This is a genomic window from Couchioplanes caeruleus, from assembly GCF_023499255.1.
GTDB classification, from domain to species: domain Bacteria; phylum Actinomycetota; class Actinomycetes; order Mycobacteriales; family Micromonosporaceae; genus Actinoplanes; species Actinoplanes caeruleus_A.
In genome coordinates this window covers 4345941-4369134 of the sequence record NZ_CP092183.1, presented here as the reverse complement: position 1 = coordinate 4369134, position 23194 = coordinate 4345941, and the positions used below count along the sequence as shown (strand labels likewise).

The following is a 23194-nucleotide window of genomic DNA, read 5'->3' as shown; positions in this document are numbered from 1 at the left end:
CGCCGGAGGCGCACAATGCAGCGGTGGCGAGGCAGACGGTGGTCGGCAAGGTCGGGACCGTGTGCACCGGGATCCGCGGCGGCGATCTTCCCGGTGAGGTCCGGGTGGTGGTGGACGGGATCGCGCACTACTACCTCGGGTACGCCCCGACGGCCCTGGCGGCCGGCACGGAGGTCCTCGTCATCAACAACCGTGGCGCGCGTCAGGTCGACGTCGAGTCATGGCCGCCTGTGCCGCGGGCGGCTCCGCCCGGGGCGTCCTAGAAGGGCTCTAACGTGTTCGGTTATCGGGTGCCCGCCCCCAACGAGGCGCTTCTGATCAGTGGTCGGAAGCAGCGTGGGGCGGACGCGTTGCCGTTCAAGATCGTCACGGGGCACGGGGTCTTCGTCGCGCCCATCATCTCCAAGGCCACCCGCCTCACCCTCGCGATGCAGGAGGCGGAGGTGGTCGAGGACTGCTACACCAAGCAGGGCCTGACCCTCGCCGTGCAGGCCGTCATCGCGTTCAAGGTCGGCGACGACCACGAGTCCATCGCCGCCGCGGCGCGCCGGTTCCAGGGTGACCAGCGGCAGATGCCCACCCTGGTCGGCCGGATCTTCAGCGGCCACCTGCGCAGCATCATCGGCAGCATGACGGTCGAGGCGATCATCCGGGAGCAGCAGACGCTGGCCGACGCGATCGTCGACGCCAGCAAGACCGAGATGGCGCGGATCGGCCTGGCCGTCGACTCCCTGCAGATCAGCAGCATCGACGACAAGGGCGTCGGGTACATCCGCGCGCTGGCCGCGCCGCACCAGGCCAAGGTCAACCAGGACGCTGCGATCGCCCAGGCCGCGGCCGACCAGGCCAGCGCGATGGCCCAGCAGGAAAGCGCCCGGTTCCAAGCGGAGTACGCGCGGCAGACGGCGATCGCGCGGGCGCAGTACCAGGCGGAGATCGACCAGGCCCAGCAGACCGCCGCTCAGGCCGGCCCCCTGGCCGCCGCCCGGGCCCAACAGGACGTCCTGGTCGAGCGGTCGCTCGTGGCGCAGAAGAACGCCGAGCTGCGCCAGGCCGAGCTCATCGCCGAGGTGGTCCGGCCCGCCGAGGCCGAGGCCGAGCGGATCCGGACCCTGGCCCGCGCGCAGGCCGACGCCACCAAATTGTCCGCGGAGGCGGCCGCCGCGCAGGACCGGATCGCCCTGGACCAGATGGTCATCCAGCAGCTCCCCGAGCTCCTCCAGGCGGCGGCGCAGGGTTTGCAGGGAGCCAACGTCACCGTGCTCGACGGCGCCGAGGGGCTGAACAGTGTCGTGGCCTCGCTGGCGGCCCAGGGCACCGCGATGCTCGAGACGATCCGCGCGGGCCTGCGCGCCACCCCGGCCGGCACGGACGTCGCGGCGCTCAACGGCAACCGGGTCGAGACGCACCCGGCCGCCTGAGATCGGCCCGGCCCACGCGCGGCCGCCGCGACCGCGGCGGCCACGTGTGGGTGCCGCGGCGGTGACCGGCACACGTGGGTAACGCGGCCGCGGCCGACACGCGTGGGTGCCGCAGCTGCTGCCGCCACACGCGGGCGCCGCCGGCCGCGGTCGCGCTCGAAAAAACCACGCCCTGGACGTCACCGGCCACGCCCAGGGCATTACCGCCGGCAGGGAGCGAGGCTGAGGGGTGGGTGGCGTCATGGCCCTCGCCTCAGCCTCACCGCGTACCGGCCCTCCCCGGAACGGGGCAGCGGCAGCTTCGATCACTCTCTAAGATCGGCCGCTCCCGCACCATCAAGGAGGACATCCGTGACCGTCGACTCCCGGCCCAGCGTGGGACCGCTGGGCTACTGGGCAGGCTGCTACCGCAAGTACGCCACCTTCAGCGGCCGGGCACGCCGCGCCGAGTACTGGTGGTTCACCCTCTTCAACGCCGTCATCTACCTCGCGCTCATCGCGGTCGGCTTCCTGCTCGGCGACTCCGACGGCAGCAACGCCACCCTGGGCATCCTGGTCGCCGTCTTCATCCTGGTCGTGTTCCTGCCCACCCTGGCGGTCACCTGCCGGCGGCTGCACGATGCCGGCCTGAGCGGCTGGTGGCAGCTTCTGGGCATCCTCCCGCTCGGCGGCTTCGCCGTGCTCATCATGACGCTCCTCGACAGCAACGACGGCCCCAACAAGTACGGCCCCGACCCACGCTGAGCATCCGGCGCCGTGCGGGCCCCGGTCCCGGCCGCCCGCACGGCAGCGCGCCGCATCAGCATCCCGGCTGCAGCCACGCCAGCCGTGACGGCCGCCCGGTGCGATCAGGTGGGGCGCGGCGACGCCGCGGCGGTCATGGCATCGGATTGCCTAAGCTGCGGGTGCGGGCGAGAACGAGGAGGTACGGCATGAGGCGACTCATGGCAGCCGTGCTCGCCGGCACCCTCGTCGTCGCCGCAGGCTGCGACAGTGGACCGCCGGCCCGTACGGCCTCGCCGGGCGCGGGAGTCTCCGGCGGCGCGAGCCCCGGTGGCGCCGGCGGGCCGGTGGGCGCGGCCGGTGGGGAGCAGAGCCGGACCGTCGACGCCGGCGGCGACCGGGTGACCCTGACCGTGGAGCCGTTGGTGCGCTCGGGCGACACCGTCGTGCTCAGTGTCCGTACGCGGGTGGATCAGATCGCCCGTGGGCGGGGGTCCACCGTGGTGAGCCGGCACTTCTCGGGCGATCAGTCGCTGTCGTTCGCCGGTGGGCGGCTCGTGGACGAGCGGTCGCGACGGGTGCACCTGGTTGCCGAGTCGCCGGGCGGGGACTGCGTGTGCAGCGGTTCGGTGCGGGCCGGCGCCGGGGAGACCACTATGTTGCAGGCCGCCTTCGGCGGGGTTGCCGGCACGGCGGACCGGCTGTCGGTGATGCTGCCGTACGCGGGAGTGTTCGCCGACGTGCCGGTCGTCGACGGTCCCGTGCCGGCTCCCGCGGAGGGGGTGGACGCGCTGGACCTGGAGGGTGCCACGGCGCGGGTCGCGGGGCTGAGCGCGTACACCGATCGGCTGGACGTCGGGCTGCGCACCCGGCGTACCCCCGACCGGGTTGATCTTGATCTGGACACCGATGTGCTGTTCCGGGTCGACAGTGCCCGCCTGACGCCCGCGGCGGCGACCACGGTGACCGCGGCCGTCGCCGACATCGCGGCCGCCGGTGCGGGTCCGTTGACGATCACCGGGCACACGGACGACACCGGTAGCGCCGACCACAATCAGCGCCTGTCGCGGCAGCGGGCCGAGGCGGTCGCGGCGGCGCTGCGCGGGCGGCTGCCCGACCGGCAGTGGCCGAAAACGGTCGCGGCCAAGGGTGAGACCCAGCCGGTCGCGCCGAACGACTCGGCCGCCGGCCGCGCCCGCAACCGCCGCGTGACCGTGAGCTTCCGCGCCGCCGGAAAGCCCGGCGAGGAGCCCGCCGGTAAAGCGTCACAACAGCCCGGCGAACAACCCACCGGGACAGCGTCGCAGCAGCCCGGCGAAAAGCCCGCCGGGCCGGCGAAGCAAGCCCCGCTCCCGGGCACGAAGGGCGCCCGCGGCACCGCCCGCGACGGCGTTCAGGTCACCCTCCCGCTGCACCGCGGCACGGTCCGGTTCACACCGGGATCAGCGACGGTACGCGGGAGCTTCCTGCAACTGGACCTCATGGCACGCAACGCGGGGGACGACGACGCGACGATCCTCGACTACCTGGGCCAGGGCGTGTTCACGGCCCGCGACGAGTTCGACCCGTACGCCCCGTACGGCGCCTCGGGGGTGCGGATGATCTCGGGCGACACGGTGGCGTACCCGATGGACTACGAGCTGGCGGCGGGCGATCACCGGTGCCTGTGCGACCGGCTGCTGAACCAGGCGATCCCGCCGGGCGGCTCACGGCTGCTGGCGTTGTGGTTCCCGGCCCCGGCGCCCGGCACGACCAGCGTGACGATCGACGTGCCGGACAGGTTCCGGATCAGCGACGTCCCCGTGAGCTGAGATACCGGCTGCCCGCCGCGCGCAGCCGCTCGTGCATCCCCTCGTAGGCGCGCGCCGCGCCCAGGTACTGCTTCGCGACCTTGGCGAGCATCGTGTAGTTGGGGTCGCACACGTTGCCCACCGGCGCCTCCCCGGCCTGGCTGAGCAGCTGGTACGCGTCCAGCACATCGAGCCCGGTCAGCGAAGCGGCCCAGGTGACGAGGTCGTGCTGGCTCATCCGGTACGCGTCCTCGAGCGGCCGCGCCGAGCCGGCCGACATCAGCGCCGTGTCGGTCTCGAAGCGCGGGGTCGGCGTGGCCACCCCCTTGATGACGTCGAGGATCACCACGGTGTTCATCGCCGCCTCGACGCCGGTGCCGCACACCTCGCCGTGGCCCTGACGGCAGTGCCCGTCGCCGAGCGCGAACTGCGCCCCCGGCACGTTCACCCCGAAGTACGCCGTCACGCCCGCACGCAGCTCGGGGGTGTCCATGTTGCCGCCGTGCACGTCGGGCACGATCGTCATGCGGCTCTCGAAGGCGGCCGGCGCCACTCCGGCCGTACCGTGCATGGGGTCCAGCGGCAGCTCGACGGTGTAGTCGCCGCGCCGGGCCCGGTAGCGGACCGTGCCCGCGGCAGCGTCCACCTCGTAGCGCCAGACCAGCTCGTCCAGCGGCGGGTGCAGGGTGGCCGTGGTGTGCGTGCCGGTGAGCGCCCCGAAGTGCGGGAACGTCGACGAGACCGCCCAGTCGCGGGCCGGGGCGATCTCGACGAAGTGCACGGCGAGGGTGTCGCCCGGCTCGGCGCCCTCGACGTGGAAGGGGCCGGTGACCGGGTTCAGGTACGGGAACTCGCACATCACCGACGGCAGGTCTCCGACGTCGCGGACCCGGCCGCCGAAGCAGTCCTCGGTGTACAGCTCGACGAGCGTGCCCGGCTCGACCCGGCGTACCGGTTCGCGGCCGCCGAAGGTGTACGCCAGCTCGGCCGGCTCGGGACGGTACGTCAGCACGTCGGTCATTCGTGCATCCTCTCGAGGAGACGCTCGGGACGCCGGCCCGTCGCGTACAGGATGATCAGCACGATCACGCCGATGCCCAGCCAGACGAAGCCGAGGATCTGGGCCGCGATGTTCGCGTTGATCACCACGTACAGCAGGATCAGGAACCCGGCGGCCGGCACCACGAGGTGCCGCAGCCAGTCGCGGCTGCCCTGGCGCACGACGTAGTGGACCACGACCGCGACGTGCAGCGCGAGGAACGCGGTCATCGCGCCGAAGTTCACCAGCGTGGACAGCAGGGAGATGCCGTCGTCGCGGCTCGCGGTGTAGAGGCCGAGCGCCAGCGACAGCGCGGCGACGAGCAGGGTGGCGTTGGCCGGCACCTTGTGGCGTTCGTTGATCCGGGCGAGGAAGCGTGGCATCTGGCCGTCGCGGGCCATCGCGTACAGCAGACGGCTGGTCGCCGCCTGCGCGACCAGTGAGTTGGCGAAGCCCCACGCGATGGCGGTGGCCAGCGCGGTGAGGCCGGCGAGCCAGCCGCCGCCGGCGGCCCGTGCCGCGTCGTAGAAGGCGGTGCCGTCCGGGTCGCCGTCGGCCAGCAGCTTGGCGGCATCGGGTACGAGCAGCGCCGCGACCCACGTCTGCACGACGAACAGGGTGCCCGCCAGCAGCAGCGCGGCCACCATGGCGCGGCCGATCCGGCGGGCGTCCTCGCGGCTCTCCTCGGCCAGCATGGAGATCCCGTCGAAGCCGAGGAACGACAGCACCGCGACGGACACCGCGCCGAACACGACCGACCACGAGAACGTGTCCGAGTTGTAGAGCGGGCTGAGCGAGAAGCCGGAGCCCTTGCCGGAGGCGAGCGCCACGACGGCGACCACCAGGAAGATCGCCAGCACGATCAGCTCGGCGACCAGCATGACCCGGTTGACCCGCGCGGTCATCTGGATGCCGAGATAGTTCACCACGGTGTTGAGCAGCACGAACGCGGCCAGCCACACGGCCACCGGGATCGCCGGGACCAGCGAGTGCATCGCGACGCTGGCGACCAGGTAGAGCAGGCCGGGCACGAGCACGTAGTCGAGCAGGATGACCCAGCCGGCGAGGAACCCCACCGGCGGGGCGATGCCCCGCCCGGCGTAGCTGTAGACCGAGCCGGCCATCGGGAAGGCGCGGACCATCTGGGCGTACGAGAGCGCGGTGGCCATCATCGCGACCATGCCGATCACGTACGCGAGGGCCACCATGCCCCCGGACCCGGTGTAGACGCTGCCGAAGATGCCGAACGGCGCGATGGGCACCATGAAGATGAGCCCGTAGATGAGCAGGTCGGCGAAGCCGAGCGAGCGGCTGAGCTCCTGGCGGTAGCCGAACTGCTCCACGCCGGCGGCGTCGGGGGGCTGGGGCATGGCGACCTCCCAAACGCTCAGCGCGAGTACTTGTCCGCGTACTCCGTGATGCGGGCCAGGTTGAAGCGCGCGCTGTCCTGTGCCCGCTCCTCCCACGCGAAAACGCAGACGGTCGCTATTCCATCGAAACCGATCTCTGCGAGCGTCCGGAAGAACAGGTCCCAGTCGACCTCGCCCTGTCCGATGTCGAGGTGCTGGTGGATGCGGGCGGCCGAGCCGGGCGGGTTGACGATGTAGCGCAGGCCCGACGAGCCGCGGTGGTCGAACGAGTCGGCGATGTGCACCTGGGTGAGCAGCGGGCCGGCGTGGCGCATGATGCCGGCCAGGTCGCCGCCCTGGTGGAACGTGTGCGGCGCGCAGTACAGGAACGACACCCGGTCGGAGTTGATGCCGCGGACCAGGTCGACGCCCGCGGTCCCCTCCTCGACGAAGTCGTCCGGGTGCGGTTCGAGGACCAGGCGTACGCCCTCGCGCTCGAAGATGGGCAGCAGCTCCTCCATCGAGCGCCAGAACTGGGCCTCGCTGGCGGCCGCCGCCTCGGGCCGGCCGTTGAACTCGGAGTTCATGACGTCGACGCCGAGGTCCACGGTGATCTGGATGGCCCGTTTCCAGTAGCGGACCGCGGCCTGCCGTTCTTCCTCGTCCGGGCCGGACCACTTGTAGAGCGGCAGCACCGACGCCACCTCGACGCCGGCCGCGGCCAGCTCGCGCTTGAACGCGGCGACGGTGCCGTCGTCCACGCGCGGGTGCAGGAAGAACGGCAGGAAGTCGTCGCGCGGCGAGAGCTCGATGTACCGGTAGCCGAGGTCGGCGACCAGGCCGGGCAGCTCGAGCAGCGGGACCTTGCGCAGCATGTACGGATCGAGCGCGATCTTCACGCCGCCACCCCCGCGTACAGCTCGGGGCGCGGCATGAGGACGACGTCGACGCGCTCGCCGCCGCGCAGCGCCACCACGCCCGCGTCGGAGACCACCGCGGCCGCGTACCCGTCCCAGGCGCTGGGCCCGACCGGGTGGCCGCCGCCGGCGATCGAGTCGACCCATTCCTGCAGCTCCACGTCGTACGCGCGGAGGAACCGCTCGCGCCAGTCCGCCGGGACCGGGCTGACGAGCTGCTGGGCGGCGCGCAAGGTGACCGGGCTCAGCTCGCCCAGCGCCGCCGTGCCGTCCTCGCCGACGACCTCGCCGCGGATGTCGTACCCGTAGCGGATGTTGACCGAGATCTCCACGTCGACGATCGCGCCGCTCGCCATCTCCAGGACGAGGATGAGCGGGTCCTGCAGCTCTCCCCCGTTACGGCTGCGCCGCGGTACGAGCACCCGGGTCGCCGCGATCTCCTCGCCGAACATCCAGCGCACCATGTCGATCTCGTGCACCGCGGTGTCGGTGATCGCCATCTCCTTCTCGTAGTGCGAGGGCACCGAGGCGTTGCGGTGGGCGCAGTGCATCATCAGCGGGGTGCCGATCGTGCCGCTGTCCACCACGGCCTTCAGCGCGCGGTACGCCTCGTCGTACCGTCGCATGTAGCCGACCTGGACCAGCCGGCTGCCGTGCGTGACCTCGGCCTCGACGATGCGCCGGCAGGCCTCTTCCGTGGTGGCCAGGGGCTTCTCGCAGAAGACCGGCTTGCCCGCGGCGATTGAGGCGAGCACGTACTGCTCGTGGGTGGGTCCCCAGGAGCAGACCACGACCGCGTCGACGCCCGGGTCGGCGATGAGCTCCTCGCCGGTGCCGTGCACGACCGCGCCGGGCAGGCCCTCGGCGACCCGCTTGGCGGCCTCGGCGTCCACGTCGGTGACCGCGGTGACCTCGACACCGGCCAGCACCGTGGTCATCCGCCGGATGTGGTCCCGGCCGATCATCCCGGTGCCGATCACTCCGACCTTCAGCATGCCTGCGGTCCTTCCGTCCGGCCGGGCACGTCAGCGGCCCAGCTCGTGGGAGAGCTCGGCCAGCTCGTCGCCGCCGGCCATCTGTCCGGTCAGCTCGTCGAGCGTGACGTCCTTGCGGTTCTTGTCGAGCACGGTTCCGCCGAGCTTGAGGATGACGAAGTGGTCGCCGACCAGGTACGCGTGGTGCGGATTGTGGGTGATGAAGACGACGCCCAGCCCGGCGTCGCGGGCCGCGGCGACGTACTTGAGCACGACCCCGGACTGCTTGACGCCCAGCGCGGCGGTCGGCTCGTCGAGGATGAGCACCCGGGCACCGAAGTAGACCGCGCGGGCGATCGCGACGCACTGCCGCTGACCGCCGGAGAGGGTGCCGATGGGCTGGTTGATGTCCTTGACGACGATGCCCATCTTGCGCAGTTCCTCGTCGGCGATGCGCTTCATGTCCTTGACCTTGAGCGGGGCGAGCGGGAAGCGGCCGCCGCTCAGCTCGGAGCCGAGGAAGAAGTTGCGCCACACCTCCATCAGCGGGACGACGGCGAGGTCCTGGTAGACGGTCGCGATGCCGTGGTCCAGCGCCTCCCGCGGCGAGGAGAACGTCACCGTCCGGCCGTCGACGGTCAGGGTGCCCTCGTTGTGCGGGTGCAGGCCACTCATGATCTTGATGAGGGTGGACTTGCCGGCGCCGTTGTCACCCAGCACGCAGGTGACCTCGCCGGCATTGACGCGCAGGTTGACGTCGCGCAGCGCGCGGATGGCGCCGTACGACTTGCCCACCCCGGCCATCTCGATGAGCGGCTCGCCCTTGTGCAGACGGCTGTCGGCGTGGTCCGCGAGGGTGTCGGTCATGGCTCAGCCCACCTTCCGGGCGGTCGACATCCGCTTGATGTAGAGGTTCACCAGGACGGCGAGCAGCAGCATGACGCCGAGGAACGCCTTGAACCAGTTGGGGTCCCAGCCGGCGTACACGATGCCCAGGCTGGTCATGCCGAAGATGAACGCGCCGATCGCGACGCCGATCGCGTTGCCGAAGCCGCCGGTGAGCAGCGTGCCGCCGACGACCGCGGCGATGATGTAGAGGAACTCGTTGCCGACGCCGTTGCCGGCCTGCAGCGTGTTGAAGCGGTACAGGGTGTGCATGCCGATGAACCAGCCGAGGAACGAGACGGTCATGAACAGGCCGATCTTCGTGCGGACCACCGGTACGCCGACCGCGCGGGCGCTGTCCGGGGCCCCGCCGACGGCGAAGAACCAGTTGCCGATGCGGGTCCGCTGCAGGATCCAGGCGGCCAGCGCGACGAAGAGGACCCACCAGAGCACCGTGATCCACACGGTGACGGAGCCGATCTTGAAGCTGGACGCGAAGATCTTGTTCAGCGACCCGAATCCGTCGATCCGGCTGATGTCGGTGCTGGACACCGAGCCGGTGACCAGCTTGGTGACGCCGAGGTTCGCGCCCTGCAGCACGAAGAACGTCCCGAGGGTGATCAGGAAGCTCGGGATCCCGGTCTTCATCACGAGGTAGCCGTTGACGAAGCCGACGAACAGGCAGAACACCAGCGACAGCAGCGCCCCCACCCAGAGGTTGACCCCGAAGTACCAGCAGAACATCGAGTTGACCAGTCCGGCGGTGGTGGTGATGACGCCCGCGGACAGGTCGAACTCGCCGCCGATCATGAGCATGCCGACGCCGACGGCGACGATGCCGATGGTGGACGACTGGTAGAGCACGGTGAAGAACGACTCGGCGGAGCGGAACGCCGGCGCCGCCGCCATGAAGAAGATGAAGATGAGGATCGCCGCGACCAGCGCGCCCACCTCGGGGCGCGCCAGCAGCCGGTTGGACAGCCCGAGGGTGACCCGGTTGGACGAATCCGACGGCGCCGGTCTCGGCGGCGCCGCCTGCACACTGTGGCTCATGACTGGACTCCGATCAGGAGAGGATCGGGAGGCCGCCGGATGTGTCGCCGGCCTCCCGGGCGCGGTCAGCGGGTGTTGTTCTTGGTGAAGGGCAGGATCTTGTCGATGTTGCTCTTGTCCACGAACGACGGGCCGGTGAGCACGGCCTTGCCGCCGCCGATGTCGTTGCCGTTCTTCAGGTACAGGTAGAGCGAGGTCACGGCCATGTAGCCCTGGACGTACGGCTGCTGGTCGATGGAGAACTCGATCTTGCCGTCCTGGATGTCCTGGGCCGCCTCGGCGTTGAGGTCGAAGGTGATCAGCTTCGCCTTGCTGGCGGCCGCGTCCATCGCCTTGAGCGCGTCGACGGCGATCGGGGCGCCGAGCGTCACGACGTAGTCGATGGACTTGTCCTGCGACAGCTTCGCCTGCAGCGTGGACACCACGGAGGCGTCGTCGGCGCCGTTCACCTGGAGGTTCTCCGTGCCGGGCACGGCGCTCTTGACGCCGGCGCAGCGGGCCTCGAGGGCCACCGAGCCGGCCGCCTGGATCACGCAGAGCGGGTGCTTGCCGCCGGCCTGGCCGATGCGCTGACCGGCGGTCTGCCCGGCGAGGTTCTCGTCGGAGCCGAAGTACATCAGCGCGCCGAGCTGCTTGTACTGGTCGATGCCGGAGTTGAGGCCCACCACCGGGATCTTCGCGTCGGTCGCGGACTTGACCGCGCCGGCGAGCGCCTTCGGGGTGACCAGGGTGGTGGCGATGCCGCTGACCTTCGAGTCGACCGCGTTCTGGATCAGCACGGCTTGCTTCGAGGCGTCGGGGTCGTTCGAGTACTTCAGCGTGACGCCCTCGTCCCTGGCCGCCTGCTGGGCACCGGCCTTGATCTTGTCCCAGAACGTGTCGCCGGGGGTCTCGTGGGTGATGAAGGCGATCGTGTACCCGGAGCTGCCGGCCGCGTTGCCGCCGCCGCTGCTCGTGTCGTCGGTCTTCTCCTTGCCGCCACCGCTGCAGGCGGTGACCCCCAGGGCCACCACCGCCGCCAGCGCGACCAGACGTGCGCCCCGCGATCGACTCGTCGTCATGAGGTTTCTCCTCCAGGGTTGCTGAGAACGGAATCCAGATAGGCCCGGGTACGCGTCGCGATGGGCAGCGGCTCGTCGAAGCCGACCGGGTACATGTCCTGCTCGACCACCACGAACAGCTCGGCGTCGAGCTCGCTCAGCGCGTCGATGACCGAGGGGACGTCCGGCAGGCCGGCGGGCGGCTCCACGCTGGCGCCCTGGGCCACGGCCCGCCCGAACGGCAGGTCCTCGGCCACCGCCTTCGCCGCGATGACCGGGTCCATCTGCTTGATGTGGACGTACCCGATGCGGTCGGGGAAGGTGCGGATGATCGCCGGGACGTCCGCGCCGCGGTACGCGAGGTGCCCGGTGTCGAGGCACAGCGAGACATAGCGCGGGTCGGTGTCGGTCAGGAAGCGCTCGGTCTGCTCCTGCGTCTCCACCTGGTAGTCGGCGTGCGGGTGGAAGCGCATCCTGAGGCCGTACTCCTCGGCGAGGATGCGGCCGAGCGTGTTGCTGTTGTCCACCAGCGCCCGCCAGCCGTCGGCGTCGAGCTGGGCCGGCTCGCGGTAGGCGCCGGTCTCGTCGTCGCGGTATCCGGGCACCGGCACGAAGATGAGGTTCTCCGCGCCCAGCGCCTGGGTGAGCTCGGCGACCTTGCGGGTCTCGGCGACCACGGTGTCGAAGTCGCGGTGCGGGCCGCCGACGCCGGCGACGGTGCCGCCGGCACACGTCAGGCCGCGCTTGGCGAGCTCGTCACGCAGCTGCGCGGGGTCGGTCGGCAGATATCCGTACGGGCCCAGCTCGAGCCACCGGTACCCGGCCCCGGCCAGCTCGTCGAGGAACCGGTCCCACGGCGTCTGTTTCGGGTCGTCGGCGAACCAGACGCCCCACGAGTCGGGACAGCTGCCCAGCTGCAGGTGGCGGACGGGGGTGGTCATGCGTGCTCCTCAGCTCGCGGTCGGGAAGTGCAGAGAGGCGCCGTGGGCGGCTTCGACGTGCGGCCACCGCGAGGTGACGACCTTGCCGCGGGTGTAGAACGAGACGCCCTCGGGGCCGTGGACGTGCTTGTCGCCGAAGAGCGAGTCCTTCCAGCCGCCGAAGGAGTAGTACGCCATCGGCACCGGGATGGGCACGTTGATGCCGATCATCCCGACGTTCACCCCGCGCTGGAACCGCCGGGCCGCCTCGCCGCTACTGGTGAAGATCGCGGTGCCGTTGCCGTACGGGTTGGCGTTGATCAGCTCGATGGCCGCGTCGACGCTGTCGGAGCGCACCACGGACAGCACCGGGCCGAAGATCTCCTCGGTGTACACGTCCATGCCCGTGCCGACCTGGTCGAGGACGGTCGGGCCGACGAAGAAGCCCTCCTCGTGCCCGGGCACCTTGAGGCCACGGCCGTCGACGAGCACCTTGGCGCCCTGCTGCTCGCCCGTACCGATCAGGCCCTCGATGCGTTCCTTGGCCGCGGCCGTGACCACCGGCCCCATCTCGCTCCGCGGATCGCGCCCCGGGCCGACGACGACGTCGGCGGCCTTGCGGGCGAGGATGTCCATGAGCGGGTCGCCGGCGCCGCCGACCGCCACCGCCGCGGAGATCGCCATGCACCGCTCCCCCGCCGAGCCGAACGCCGCGGCGCTCAGGTGGTTCGCGGCGAACTCGAGGTCGGCGTCGGGCAGGATGATCGCGTGGTTCTTGGCGCCGCCCAGCGCCTGCACCCGCTTGCCGGTGGCCGTGGCCCTGCCGTGGATGTACTTCGCGATCGGCGTCGAGCCGACGAAGGACACGGCGGCGATGTCGGGGTGGTCGAGGATCGCGTCCACCGCGACCTTGTCGCCGTGCACCACGTTGAAGACGCCGTCGGGCAGCCCGGCCCGGCGCCACAGGTCGGCCACGAAGTTCGACGCGGACGGGTCGCGCTCGCTGGGCTTGAGGACGAACGCGTTGCCGCAGGCGATGGCGACCGGGTGCATCCACATCGGCACCATCACCGGGAAGTTGAACGGGGTGATGCCGGCGACCACGCCCAGCGGCTCACGGAAGCTGAACACGTCCACGCCGGTCGACGCCTGGTCGGAATACTCGCCCTTGAGCAGCTGCGGGATGCCGCAGGCGAACTCGACGACCTCGAGGCCGCGCTGCACCTCGCCGGCCGCGTCCGAGAGCACCTTGCCGTGCTCGTCGGAGACGATCTCGGCGAGTTCCTTGACGTGCGCGTTCACCAGCTCACGGAAGGCGAACATGACCTTCGTACGCTTGCTGAGCGACGCCTGGCTCCACTGCGCGAAGGCGGTCTTCGCGGCGGCGACGGCGGCGTCCACGTCGGCGGTCTCCGCGAGCACCACCTCGTGCTGCTGACGGCCGGTCGCGGGGTTGTAGACCGGCGCGCGGCGGGAACCGGTCCCGCCGGTGGTGGTGCCGCCGATCCAGTGTTCGATGGTTGTCACGTCAGGCCTCTCTACAGGTGGTCACGCTGGGCGCGCTTCGCGGCTTCGTAGGCGGTCCGTGCCGCCCGGGTGCTCTCCAGCTCCGACACCCCGGAGACCGGCACGTCCCACCAGGACTCCGAGGACGGGACGGGCGAGAGCGGGTCGGTCTCGATGTGCACGACGGTGAGCCGGTCGGCGTCACGGGCCTTCTTGAGGCCCTCGGTGAGGTCGGCGATCGTGCGGCAGCGGATGACGGCCGCCCCGAGGCTCTCGGCGTTGGCGGCCAGGTCGACGGGCAGGTAGCCGCCGTCGTAGTCGTCGTCCCCGCCGCGGTAGCGGTAGCTGGTGCCGAACCGCTGCGAGCCGAGCGACTCCGACAGCGCACCGATCGACGCGAAGCCGTGGTTCTGCACCAGGACGATGACCAGCTTGAGGCCGTCGGCCACGGCGGTGACGATCTCCTGCGCCATCATCAGGTACGAGCCGTCGCCGACGAGCGCGTACACCTCACGGGTGGGGTCGGCCATCTTGATGCCGAGCGCGCCGGCGATCTCGAAGCCCATGCAGGAGTAGCCGTACTCCACGTGGTACTGCTTCGGGTCCCGGGCGCGCCACAGCAGTTGCAGGTCGCCGGGCATGCTGCCGGCCGCCTGCACCACCACGTCACGCTCGCCGCAGGCGTCGTTGACCGCGCCGATGACCTCGCTCTGCGCGGGCAGCGGCCCGTGCCCCAGGTGGTACGCCTCGTCGACGCGCCGCTGCCAGGCCGCCACGTCCCCGGCGTAGTCCACGTCGAAGCGCACGCCGTCGAGCGCGCCGGTCAGCGCGGCGAGCCCGGCGCGGGCATCGGCCACCAGGGCGGTCGCGGCCTTCTTGTGGGCGTCGAACGCGGCCACGTTGAGGTTGACGAACCGCACGTCCGGGTGGGCGAAGGCGGTGTGCGACGCGGTGGTGAAGTCGCTGTAGCGGGTGCCGACGCCGATGATCACGTCGGCCTCGCGCGCGAGGCGGTTGGCGACCGGGGTGCCGGTGGAGCCGACGCCGCCCACCGAGTTCGGGTGGTCCCAGCTGACCGCGCCCTTGCCGGCGTGCGTGTCGGCCACCGGGATGCCGGTGGCGCGGGCGAACGCGTCCAGCTCGGCCGAGGCCTCCGAGTAGACCGCGCCGCCGCCCGCGACGATCAGCGGGCGCCGCGCGGACCGGATCACCTCGGCCGCCCGGGCCAGAGCGGCGGGCTCCGGCACCGGACGGGCGACGTGCCAGACGCGCCGTGCGAACAGCTCGTCCGGGAAATCGTGGGCCTCCGCCTGCACGTCCTGCGGCAGGCACAGCGTGACCGCGCCGGTCTCGGCCGGGTCGAAGAGCACCCGCATCGCCGCGAGCAGCGCCGACGGCAGCTGCTCGGGACGCCAGACGCGGTCGAAGAAGCGCGACAGGGGGCGGAAGGCGTCGTTGACGCTGACGTCGTAGGAGCGCGGGTCCTCGAGCTCCTGCAGTACCGGCGGCGCAACCCGGGTGGCGAAGACGTCGCTGGGCAGCAGCAGCACGGGCAGCCTGTTCACCGTGGCCAGCGCGGCGCCGGTGAGCATGTTCGTCGAGCCGGGCCCGATCGAGGCGGTGCACGCCATCGCGGACAGCCGGTTCTTCATCTTGGCGTAGCCGGCCGCCGCGTGCACCATCGCCTGCTCGTTGCGGGCCAGGTGGTACGGCATGTCCGCCTCGCCGGTGCGCTGGGCCTGCAGCAGGGCCTGCCCGAGACCGGCGACGTTGCCGTGCCCGAAGATGCCGAACGTCCCCGCGATCGCCCGCTGCTCGGCGCCGTCGCGCTCGGTCCACTGGTTCGCCAGGAACCGTACGACGGCCTGCGCGACGGTGAGCCTCACGATCGTCTCCTCTCGGTGGTGGAGGTCAGCGGCAGCCGGGGGTCCATCGCCTGGCCGTCCCACGAGCCGCGCACCCAGGCGTGCACGGGGTCGTCGGAGAAGAGCCACCGGCGCGGCCCGGAACCGGCCATGACGTTGAGGTAGTACAGGTCGTAGCCCGGTGCGGCCATCGACGGGCCGTGCCAGCCGTACGGGATGAGCACCACGTCGCCGCTGCGCACCTCCGCGCACACGTCGATGTCGCGGCCGGGGTGCCCGTACACCCGCTGGTACGCCGACCCGGCCGTGCCCGACGGTGAACCGGCGACCTCGAAGTAGTAGATCTCCTCGAGCGCGGTCTCGGCCCCGCCCGCCTCGTCGTGCTTGTGCGGCGGGTACGACGACCAGTTGCCGCCCGGCGTCAGCACCTCCACGGCGATCAGCCGGTCCGCCTCGAACGAGTCCGGGGTACAGAAATTGTTGACCTGACGGCTCGCCTGGCCCGCGCCCCGCAGCTCGACGGGCACCGCATCGGCCGGCCCGTACCGGAACGGCAGCCGCTTCGTCGTGCGCGCCGACGGCAGCGCGAACCGGCCGCCGTTGCCGGCGCGGATCGTCACGGCCGACCCGGCCGGCAGGTACGCGAAGTCGGTGACCCGGGAGAACACCGACCGGCGCCCGGTCAGCGTGACCCGCTCGTCGTCGCAGGTCACGTCGCACCCGCCGGACAGCGGCAGGACGATCATCTCCTCGTCACCGGTGACGAAGCTGACCCGGGTGCCGATCGTCAGGTCCAGCACGCGCAGCCCGCTGAACCCCCACCCGGCGCGCTCCGGGGTGACGACCAGGTCGAACGGCTTCTCCGCGGCCTCACCGCGGCGCAGCAGGTGGCTCACAGCAGGCTCACCGCCCGGTCCACCGCGCCGGCCACGTCCCCGCGGGGCGGGTAGAGCAGGCTGCGCCCGATCACCAGGCCCTGCACGGTGGGCAGCGCCAGGGCCTTGCCCCAGCGGGCGTACGCGGCGTCGGCGTCGGCGGACACCTCGCCGCCGAGGATCAGCGCGGGCAGCGTGGTCGCCGCCATGACCCGCTCCATGTCGTCCACCACCGGCACCTTCAACCACGTGTACGCCGACGTCGGCCCGAGCCCGGCGGCCACGGTCATCGCCCGCACCATCGCTTCGGCGCTGAGCTCGTTGCGGACCCGCCCGTCGACGCGGTGCGAGATGAACGGCTCGACCATCGCGATCAGCCGCCGCTGCGCCAGCTCCCCGACGGCGTGCGCGCAGCCCTGCAGGGTGTTCGCGGTGCCCGCGTCGGCCGGGTCGATGCGCAGCAGCATCTTGCCGCCGTCGAACCCGCTGGTGGCGATCCCGGCGGCGTCGTACGCGGTGAACCGGTCGTCGATCTCGAAGCTGGTGCCGGCGAGCCCGCCGCGGTTCATCGACCCGATGACCACCTTGTCGTCGAGCACGCCGAGCAGCAGCAGGTCCTCGAGGATGTCCGGGGTCCCGAGCACGCCGTTGACGCCGGGGCGGGCCAGTGCGGTGCAGATGCGCTCCAGCAGGTCGGCGCGGTGGCCCATGGCGAGCGGGTCGGCGCCGGCGCGCAGGGCTCCGCGGGCGGGGTGGTCGGCCGCGATCATCATGAGCCGGCCGTGCTCGCCGCGCCAGGACGGCGGCCGGCGGCGCCTCTTCGCGGCCGAGGCGATCGCGTACGGCCGGTCGACGCGCGCGGCGACGATCTCGTGGACGTCAGGCACGGCTGCCTCCGGCGACGAGCAGCTCGTCCACCTCGGCCGTGGTGGGCATCGCGTCGGCGCAGGCCAGCCGCGACGCCACGATCGCGCCCGCGGCGTTGCAGAAGCGCATGACGGTCTCCAGGTCCCAGCCGGCGAGCAGGCCGTGGCACAGCGCGCCGCCGAAGGCGTCCCCGGCGCCCAGGCCGTTGACCACGTCGACGGGTATCGGCGGCGCCTGCACCTCCTCACCGGCCCGCGAGGCGAGCACGCCCTCCGGCCCCTGCTTGATGACGGCCAGCTCGATGCCGCGGTCGTGCAGGGCGGTCGCGGCGGCGCGCGGCTCGCGGACCCCGACGGCCGTGAAGCACTCGTCGAGGTTGCCGACCGCGACCGTCGCGTACGGCAGGGCCTCCTGCACCCACCGCCGCGCCTCCTCGCGCGACTCCCAGAACATCGGCCGGTAGTCGAGGTCGAGCACGGTGATGCCGGAGCGACCGCGGGCGCGCAGCGCCGCGAGGGTCGCCGACCGCGACGGTTCCTGGCACAGACCCGTGCCGGTGACCCAGAAGACGTCGGCGGCGCGGACCGCGTCCAGGTCCACCTCGGACTCGTGGATCTCGAGGTCCGGCGCCTTCGGGAAGCGGTAGAAGTAGAGCGGGAAGTCGTCGGGCGGGAAGATCTCGCAGAACGTGACGGGCGTCGGCAGCGCCGGCACAGCCGTGACGTACCGGTCGTCGACACCGAAGGCGCGCAGCGCGTCGTGGATGTACGCCCCGAACGGGTCGTCGCCGGTGCGGGTGATGACGGCGCTGCGCCGGCCGTACCGGGCGGCGGCGACCGCGACGTTCGTGGGGCTGCCCCCGAGGAACTTCTCGAAGGTCCGGACCTCGCGCAGCGACACGCCGACCTGTTGTGGGTACAGGTCGACGCCGATACGTCCCATGGTCAGTACCTCGTCTGCGGGCATGCTTCCCCCTTGCGGGAACGGATGGAGCGCGCGGCGGGCGACGGGAGGAACAGGGGCGTGCGACGACGCCCGATGCCGTGCTGGTTACGGCGCGGTGGGAGACGGTGGGACCGGGGGCTCACGACCCCGGCGGGGGTGTCTCGACTCGTTTCGATGTAATAACGTGAGTGCTTCCACGTCAATACTTTGTCCTGACAAACTGAAAAACCTAGGGGGTCCTGTGGCATCCGATCTCTCGCCGCCGCGCAGCCCGGTCCGCCCCGTCGAGGTCGACCGGAGCAGCCCGGTGCCCCTCTACTTCCAGGTCGCGAGCCGGTTGCAGGAGCTCATCGAGGCGGGTGAGATCGGCGTCGGCACCCGCATCGAGAACGAGGTCGACCTCGCGGAGCGTCTCGGCGTCTCCCGCCCCACGACCCGCCGCGCGATCCAGTACCTCGTCGAGCGCGGCATGCTGGTGCGCAAGCGCGGCGTCGGCACCCAGGTCGTGCACCCCAAGGTCCGCCGCCCGGTCGAGCTGTCCAGCCTGTACGACGACCTGGTGACCGCCGACCGCAAGCCCCGCACGGAGGTCCTGCAGCTTCAGGTGATCCCGGCGCCGGCGGAGGTCGCCGAGGCCCTCGAGCTCTCCCCCGGCACCGAGGTCACCTGGATCGAACGCCTGCGCTACGCCGGCGGCGAACCCCTCGCGCTGATGCACAACGCGATCCCGCTCGGCCTCATCCACCTCGAGGCGGACGACCTGGCCCGGCACGGCCTCTACGAGCTGCTGCGCCGCGCCGGCTACCAGCCGCGCATAGCGACCCAGGTGATCGGCGCCCGCTCGGCGAACGCGGCCGAGGCCCGCATCCTGCAGGAGAAGCGCGGCGCGTCGCTGCTGACGATGACGCGTACGGCGTGGGACGTCAGCGGGCGGGCACTCGAATACGGCTCGCACGTGTACCGCGCGAGCCGCTACAGCTTCGAGCTCAACCTCTCGGCGGGCTGATCACCGGGCAGTCCGGTACCTCAGGTGCAGCACCCCGTCGCTCCGGATCACCACGTGCGGGTCGTGCAGCGCGTGCTGTCCGTCGCTGCTGCCGAAGTAGCGTTTGCCGTCTCCGAACACGACCGGCACCACGTCGATCGCCACCTCGTCGACGAGGCCGGCGGCGAAGATCTGCCCGCCCACCTCGCCCGCGTTCACGGCGATCACCCGGTCACCGGCCAGCTCCTGCGCCTTGTCGATGGCCGCCCGCACGTCGCCGGCGAAGTGGTACGACGCCTCGGGGTGCCAGCCCTCCGGCTTGGGCCGATGGGACACCACGACGACGTGCTCCCCCGCCGGCGGACGCCCCTCCCATCCGTTCACCAGGTCGAACAGGTGCCGGCCCATGATGATCACGCCGATGGACTCCCACATCGGCCCGACGTACTCCGCCGACGTCCGCGAGACTGTGATGCCGCCCGGGATCGGCGTGTCGCCGTTGAAGTACCAGTCGTGCAGCGGCCCCACCCGGTCGTTCCCGTCCGCGATGAAGCCGTCCACCGACATCACGCTGTGCATGATCACTGTGCCCACTGGTCCTCCTCGGATCGTCCGATCTCCTCACCGAGGATCATGCTGAGTCCTGCGTCCGGCGGGCTTGTACAAAATCCCTCGGCGGGCATCGGGCCGCTGTCCGGCGGGAATCCGCGCTCGGCGGGCCACCGGCGCCGCAGGGCCAGGTACGCGGACGGGGTGTGGCCGGTGAAGTCCTTGAACTCCCGGTTGAAGTGCGCCTGGTCGAAGTAGCCGGCCGCGTGGGCGAGCCGCGACCAGTCCAGCGGGCGCGACGCGTCCACGGAGACGATGAGCCGCGCGAACCGGTAGATCCGTGCGACCCGCTTCGGGGTGACGCCGACGTGCGACTTGAACTGCGCGGCCAGATGGTTCCCGCTCACCCCGGCCGCCTCGGTCAGCGCGCCGATCGGCACCGCGCCGTGGAACCGCTCCAGCACTGCCCCGGTGCGCCGGACGAGGTCGAGTCCCCGCGGCAGCGCCTCTGCCAGGCACCCCCGCAGCTCGTCCTCCACCAGGCGGAGCGCATCGGCGGCCGAGGCCACGTCACCGACGCGCTGCCGTATCCGGTCCGGGAACCGCTGCCCGACGGCGCCGGCCGGAACCCAGCGGTTGCGCAGCTCGCTCGCGGGCAGCCCGGCGAACGGCGCCATGCCCCACGGCTTGAAGTGCACGCCGACCAGCCGTACGGGCGTGGGGTACTCGAAGAGGAAACGCCGGGTCCACACGCCCATGAACCACGCACCGGTGAGCACCGCCGGCGGCACCGACGGATCGGAGTCCCACAGCCGGACCGGGCCGCCCAGGTTCACGAACAGGTGCGCCGACGGCATCGGCGGGACGGTCATCCGGCGATGCCGGGGCGTCCCGCTCAGGCAGTAGACGTCGTCGATGAACCGGTCGAGCGGCGGGGCGGGAACGCGCGTGACGTATCGCATGGACGGGGTCCGAGGGCTCGAGCGGCAGTCATGACACATGGCCTAACCGCCCAGGAAGCGCAGTACGGCCAGCACCCGGCGGTGGTCGCTGTCCGCCGGGGTCAGCCCCAGCTTGGCGAAGATGCTGTTCACGTGCTTGGCCACGGCGCTCTCGCTGACCACCAGCGCGCCGGCGATGCCCGCGTTGGACCGGCCCTCGGCCATCAGCGCGAGCACGTCGTGCTCGCGCGGGGTGAGCCGGTCGAGCGGGTCGGTGCGGCGCACCAGCAGCTGCGACACGACCTCGGGGTCGAACACCGTGCCGCCGCCGGCGATCCGGCGCGCCGCCGCGACGAAGTCGTCGACGTCGGCGACCCGGTCCTTGAGCAGGTAGCCCAGTCGGCTGGTCTCGCCGGTGAGCAGCTTGGTGGCGTACCGCTCCTCGACGTACTGGGACAGCACCAGCACGCCGACCTCGGGCCACTGCCGGCGGACCTGGATCGCGGCGCGCAACCCCTCGTCGGCGTAGCCGGGCGGCATCCGCACGTCGGCCACGAGCAGGTCGGGCCGGTGCTCGCCGACGGCCCGCAGCAGAGCGTCGGCGTCGCCCACCGCGGCGACGACCGGGCAGTCGCGGGAGGCGAACAGCCGGGACAGGCCGTCGCGCAGCAGCACCGAGTCCTCGGCAAGGACTACCCGCACGGCAGGGTCACCAGGATCGACGTCGGGCCGCCGGCCGGGCTGGCGATGCTGAGCGTGCCGTCCACCGACTCGACGCGCTGGCGCAGGCCGCGCAGGCCGGTGCCGCGCACCGGGTCCGCGCCGCCCCGGCCGTCGTCGTCGACGGCCAGGGTCAGGCCGTCGGTCTGCTCCCGCACCACGACGTCGGCCCGGGTCGCGGCCGCGTGTTTGGCCACATTGGACAGCGCCTCGGACACCACGAAATAGGCGACCGCCTCGATCGCCGCCGGCGGCCGCCTGCGCAGGTCCACCACCAGCCGCACCGGCACCGGCGAGCGGGCCGCGATGCCGGACAGCGCCGCATCCAGGCCGAGCTCGTCGAGGACGGCCGGGTGCAGGCCCCGGATGAGGTCGCGCAGCTCGGCGAGCGCCTGCTTCGCCTCATCGTGCGCCGCCGCGACGGCCGCGCGCACCGCGGGGTCGGCCCCGGCGAGCGCGGCGCGGGTCATCCCGAGGTTCATGGCCAGCGACACCAGGCGCTGCTGGGTGCCGTCGTGCAGGTCGCGCTCGATGCGCCGGCGCTCGGCGTCGGCCGCCTCGACGGCGGCGACCCGGCTGGCCGACAGCGACGCGACGCGCCGGGCGAGCAGCTCGGCGGGCGGCGGTTGCAGGAGCCGCCGGGCCAGCGCCAGGTCGAGGGCGCCGGCCCCCCGGGCGAGCCAGCCCGCAGCGACGGCCATGGCCACGCCGAGCGCCGCGATCGGCGACCGGTGCAGCAGGCTGCCCTTGCCGCTGAGCGCAGCGGCGACCACGAAACCGGGACCGAACACCGCGCCGGCCAGGACCAGGGCGCCGGCCAGCGCGAGGAATGCGCCGCCGAGGGCGTGGTAGCGGACCTGCCGCCAGGTTGCGGACGACACCGCCTGGCGGGCCAGCCAACGCCGGCGCGGCATGCCGGTCGGCCGGGCGGCGGGCGGCGCCAGGTCGGCGCCGAGCAGGCGGAGCCGGGCCTCGTGCCACAACGTGAACCGGAAGGTCAGCGCGAGCAGCACGGGCAGCGCCACGGCGAGCGGGGCAACCGCGCCCACCGCGCCGCCCACCTCGGGGGAGCCGCCCAGGCCGGGCACGGGGTGCTCCGCCCCGACCAGCTCCCCGACGCCCACCATCGCCGACACCAGGACGACCGGGACGAGCCACAGCACCGCGCCGGCCAGCAGGCCGGCGACAGCCAACCACGTACGCCGCGACCACAGCACCGCCGGCACGTCCCACCACACCACGCGCCCACCCTAGCCAGCCGCGGCCGCCCGGAGGATCCGGCTGACTACCGGATCTCCCCTGTACCCAGTGCCACCCCCAAGTCGGATGCCGCCGCTACCGACACGGGCCGACGCGGCAGCCACGCTTGATCCCATGGACCGAATCTCGTTGCCGGCCGTGCCGGCGGTAGCCGCAGCCGCGTTGGTGCCATGGACCATCGGCATCGCCACGCTCCTGCCCCGCAGCGCCACGGCCCGGCACTGGAACATCGTCTGGGCCGGGCTGGACGTCGCCATCATCGCGGGCCTCGCGTCGACCAGCTGGCTGGCCCGCCGTCGCGACCGGAGGGTCGCGCCGACCGCCGTCGCGACCGCTACGCTGATGTGCGTCGATGCGTGGTTCGACCTGTGCACCAGCGACGCCGGCCGGCCGTTCGCCACGGCCTGCGCCTCGGCGGCGGTCGAGCTGGCGGTCGCCGCCACGTGCCTGGTCGTCGCCCGCACCGTCGATGCGGGCGAGAGCCTCCCTACCGGGCGAACGGCGTGAAGGTCACCCCGACTCGCCGTCATCTCCCTCGCCGCGACCGGCGCGGCACCGCTGACCCTCATC

23 protein-coding genes are annotated in these 23194 nt (G+C 72.1%); 6 read left to right on the top strand and 17 right to left on the bottom strand.

Features of this window, described 5'->3' with window-relative positions:
* Positions 1 to 23 precede the first annotated feature (23 nt).
* From COUCH_RS20155 to COUCH_RS20140, 4 genes are all read left to right on the top strand, one after another.
* Positions 24 to 263, top strand: coding sequence for a hypothetical protein (locus COUCH_RS20155; RefSeq protein WP_249606732.1), 240 nt, complete (start codon positions 24 to 26; stop codon positions 261 to 263).
* Positions 264 to 290: 27 nt separating this feature from the next.
* Complete coding sequence (locus COUCH_RS20150; protein WP_249606731.1) at positions 291 to 1421, top strand: flotillin family protein; 1131 nt, start codon at positions 291 to 293, stop codon at positions 1419 to 1421.
* A 351-nt stretch (positions 1422 to 1772) separates the two neighbouring features.
* A complete protein-coding gene (locus COUCH_RS20145; protein ID WP_249606730.1) occupies positions 1773 to 2165 on the top strand; it encodes a DUF805 domain-containing protein in 393 nt (130 codons plus the stop codon).
* A 188-nt stretch (positions 2166 to 2353) separates the two neighbouring features.
* Positions 2354 to 3955, top strand: a complete 1602-nt coding sequence (locus COUCH_RS20140) for an OmpA family protein (RefSeq protein WP_249606729.1) — start codon at positions 2354 to 2356, stop codon at positions 3953 to 3955.
* On the opposite strand, the gene COUCH_RS20135 is transcribed toward COUCH_RS20140, so the two are convergent.
* The 13 genes from COUCH_RS20135 to iolC form a co-directional block, all read right to left on the bottom strand.
* Positions 3933 to 4955, bottom strand: coding sequence for an acetamidase/formamidase family protein (locus tag COUCH_RS20135; protein WP_249606728.1), 1023 nt, complete (start codon positions 4953 to 4955; stop codon positions 3933 to 3935). The two genes, COUCH_RS20140 and COUCH_RS20135, sit on opposite strands and share 23 nt — an antisense overlap.
* On the bottom strand, positions 4952 to 6343 hold the full coding sequence (locus COUCH_RS20130) for an APC family permease (protein ID WP_249606727.1): 1392 nt from the start codon (positions 6341 to 6343) through the stop codon (positions 4952 to 4954). The genes COUCH_RS20135 and COUCH_RS20130 overlap by 4 nt, the downstream gene beginning before the upstream one ends.
* Positions 6344 to 6360: 17 nt before the next feature.
* Positions 6361 to 7221, bottom strand: coding sequence for a sugar phosphate isomerase/epimerase family protein (locus COUCH_RS20125; RefSeq protein WP_249606726.1), 861 nt, complete (start codon positions 7219 to 7221; stop codon positions 6361 to 6363).
* On the bottom strand, positions 7218 to 8234 hold the full coding sequence (locus COUCH_RS20120; protein ID WP_249606725.1) for a Gfo/Idh/MocA family oxidoreductase: 1017 nt from the start codon (positions 8232 to 8234) through the stop codon (positions 7218 to 7220). The genes COUCH_RS20125 and COUCH_RS20120 overlap by 4 nt, the downstream gene beginning before the upstream one ends.
* Positions 8235 to 8264: 30 nt before the next feature.
* A complete protein-coding gene (locus COUCH_RS20115) occupies positions 8265 to 9080 on the bottom strand; it encodes an ATP-binding cassette domain-containing protein (RefSeq protein ID WP_249606724.1) in 816 nt (271 codons plus the stop codon).
* A 3-nt stretch (positions 9081 to 9083) separates the two neighbouring features.
* A complete protein-coding gene (locus COUCH_RS20110; RefSeq protein WP_249606723.1) occupies positions 9084 to 10151 on the bottom strand; it encodes an ABC transporter permease in 1068 nt (355 codons plus the stop codon).
* 65 nt (positions 10152 to 10216) lie between these two features.
* Positions 10217 to 11212: a substrate-binding domain-containing protein gene (locus COUCH_RS20105; protein ID WP_249606722.1), complete on the bottom strand. Its 996-nt coding sequence runs from the start codon at positions 11210 to 11212 to the stop codon at positions 10217 to 10219.
* Positions 11209 to 12132, bottom strand: a complete 924-nt coding sequence (locus tag COUCH_RS20100; protein WP_249606721.1) for a TIM barrel protein — start codon at positions 12130 to 12132, stop codon at positions 11209 to 11211. The genes COUCH_RS20105 and COUCH_RS20100 overlap by 4 nt, the downstream gene beginning before the upstream one ends.
* Before the next feature lie 9 nt (positions 12133 to 12141).
* Positions 12142 to 13638 (bottom strand): CoA-acylating methylmalonate-semialdehyde dehydrogenase, encoded by a 1497-nt coding sequence (locus COUCH_RS20095; RefSeq protein ID WP_249606720.1) that lies wholly within the window; start codon positions 13636 to 13638, stop codon positions 12142 to 12144.
* 11 nt (positions 13639 to 13649) lie between these two features.
* Positions 13650 to 15503 (bottom strand): 3D-(3,5/4)-trihydroxycyclohexane-1,2-dione acylhydrolase (decyclizing), encoded by a 1854-nt coding sequence (gene iolD, locus COUCH_RS20090; RefSeq protein ID WP_249606719.1) that lies wholly within the window; start codon positions 15501 to 15503, stop codon positions 13650 to 13652.
* Positions 15500 to 16378 (bottom strand): 5-deoxy-glucuronate isomerase, encoded by an 879-nt coding sequence (iolB, locus tag COUCH_RS20085; protein ID WP_249606718.1) that lies wholly within the window; start codon positions 16376 to 16378, stop codon positions 15500 to 15502. Before iolB ends, iolD begins: the two co-directional genes overlap by 4 nt.
* Positions 16375 to 17244, bottom strand: a complete 870-nt coding sequence (locus tag COUCH_RS20080) for a Cgl0159 family (beta/alpha)8-fold protein (protein ID WP_249606717.1) — start codon at positions 17242 to 17244, stop codon at positions 16375 to 16377. Before COUCH_RS20080 ends, iolB begins: the two co-directional genes overlap by 4 nt.
* Positions 17237 to 18190 (bottom strand): 5-dehydro-2-deoxygluconokinase, encoded by a 954-nt coding sequence (iolC, locus tag COUCH_RS20075; protein ID WP_249606716.1) that lies wholly within the window; start codon positions 18188 to 18190, stop codon positions 17237 to 17239. Before iolC ends, COUCH_RS20080 begins: the two co-directional genes overlap by 8 nt.
* Before the next feature lie 220 nt (positions 18191 to 18410).
* Here iolC and COUCH_RS20070 point away from each other — a divergent pair, with 220 nt between their 5' ends.
* Positions 18411 to 19175 carry a GntR family transcriptional regulator gene (locus COUCH_RS20070; protein ID WP_249606715.1) on the top strand — a complete coding sequence of 255 codons (765 nt, stop codon included), beginning with the start codon at positions 18411 to 18413 and terminating at the stop codon, positions 19173 to 19175.
* On the opposite strand, the gene COUCH_RS20065 is transcribed toward COUCH_RS20070, so the two are convergent.
* The 4 genes from COUCH_RS20065 to COUCH_RS20050 are packed head-to-tail and all read right to left on the bottom strand — an operon-like array spanning position 19176 to position 22605.
* Positions 19176 to 19748, bottom strand: coding sequence for a dihydrofolate reductase family protein (locus tag COUCH_RS20065; protein WP_249606714.1), 573 nt, complete (start codon positions 19746 to 19748; stop codon positions 19176 to 19178).
* Positions 19736 to 20665 carry a helix-turn-helix domain-containing protein gene (locus tag COUCH_RS20060; RefSeq protein ID WP_249606713.1) on the bottom strand — a complete coding sequence of 310 codons (930 nt, stop codon included), beginning with the start codon at positions 20663 to 20665 and terminating at the stop codon, positions 19736 to 19738. The genes COUCH_RS20065 and COUCH_RS20060 overlap by 13 nt, the downstream gene beginning before the upstream one ends.
* Positions 20666 to 20707: 42 nt before the next feature.
* The gene (locus COUCH_RS20055; protein ID WP_249606712.1) at positions 20708 to 21346 is read right to left on the bottom strand and encodes a response regulator; all 639 of its coding nucleotides are present in this window, start codon (positions 21344 to 21346) and stop codon (positions 20708 to 20710) included.
* On the bottom strand, positions 21337 to 22605 hold the full coding sequence (locus tag COUCH_RS20050; RefSeq protein WP_249606711.1) for a sensor histidine kinase: 1269 nt from the start codon (positions 22603 to 22605) through the stop codon (positions 21337 to 21339). Before COUCH_RS20050 ends, COUCH_RS20055 begins: the two co-directional genes overlap by 10 nt.
* A gap of 133 nt (positions 22606 to 22738) precedes the next feature.
* Between COUCH_RS20050 and COUCH_RS20045 the strand changes: the two genes are divergently transcribed.
* Positions 22739 to 23131, top strand: a complete 393-nt coding sequence (locus COUCH_RS20045) for a hypothetical protein (protein WP_249606710.1) — start codon at positions 22739 to 22741, stop codon at positions 23129 to 23131.
* The last annotated feature ends 63 nt before the right edge of the window (positions 23132 to 23194 follow it).

Bases quoted from the DNA above. Each gene is read 5' to 3' on its own strand.
- COUCH_RS20140 (WP_249606729.1), top strand. From the start codon at position 2,354: ATGAGGCGACTCATGGCAGCCGTGCTCGCCGGCACCCTCGTCGTCGCC.
- COUCH_RS20135 (WP_249606728.1), bottom strand. From the start codon at position 4,955: ATGACCGACGTGCTGACGTACCGTCCCGAGCCGGCCGAGCTGGCGTAC.
- COUCH_RS20130 (WP_249606727.1), bottom strand. From the start codon at position 6,343: ATGCCCCAGCCCCCCGACGCCGCCGGCGTGGAGCAGTTCGGCTACCGC.
- COUCH_RS20120 (WP_249606725.1), bottom strand. From the start codon at position 8,234: ATGCTGAAGGTCGGAGTGATCGGCACCGGGATGATCGGCCGGGACCAC.
- COUCH_RS20115 (WP_249606724.1), bottom strand. From the start codon at position 9,080: ATGACCGACACCCTCGCGGACCACGCCGACAGCCGTCTGCACAAGGGC.
- COUCH_RS20110 (WP_249606723.1), bottom strand. From the start codon at position 10,151: ATGAGCCACAGTGTGCAGGCGGCGCCGCCGAGACCGGCGCCGTCGGAT.
- COUCH_RS20105 (WP_249606722.1), bottom strand. From the start codon at position 11,212: ATGACGACGAGTCGATCGCGGGGCGCACGTCTGGTCGCGCTGGCGGCG.
- COUCH_RS20100 (WP_249606721.1), bottom strand. From the start codon at position 12,132: ATGACCACCCCCGTCCGCCACCTGCAGCTGGGCAGCTGTCCCGACTCG.
- iolC (WP_249606716.1), bottom strand. From the start codon at position 18,190: ATGCCCGCAGACGAGGTACTGACCATGGGACGTATCGGCGTCGACCTG.
- COUCH_RS20060 (WP_249606713.1), bottom strand. From the start codon at position 20,665: ATGCGATACGTCACGCGCGTTCCCGCCCCGCCGCTCGACCGGTTCATC.
- COUCH_RS20045 (WP_249606710.1), top strand. From the start codon at position 22,739: ATGGACCGAATCTCGTTGCCGGCCGTGCCGGCGGTAGCCGCAGCCGCG.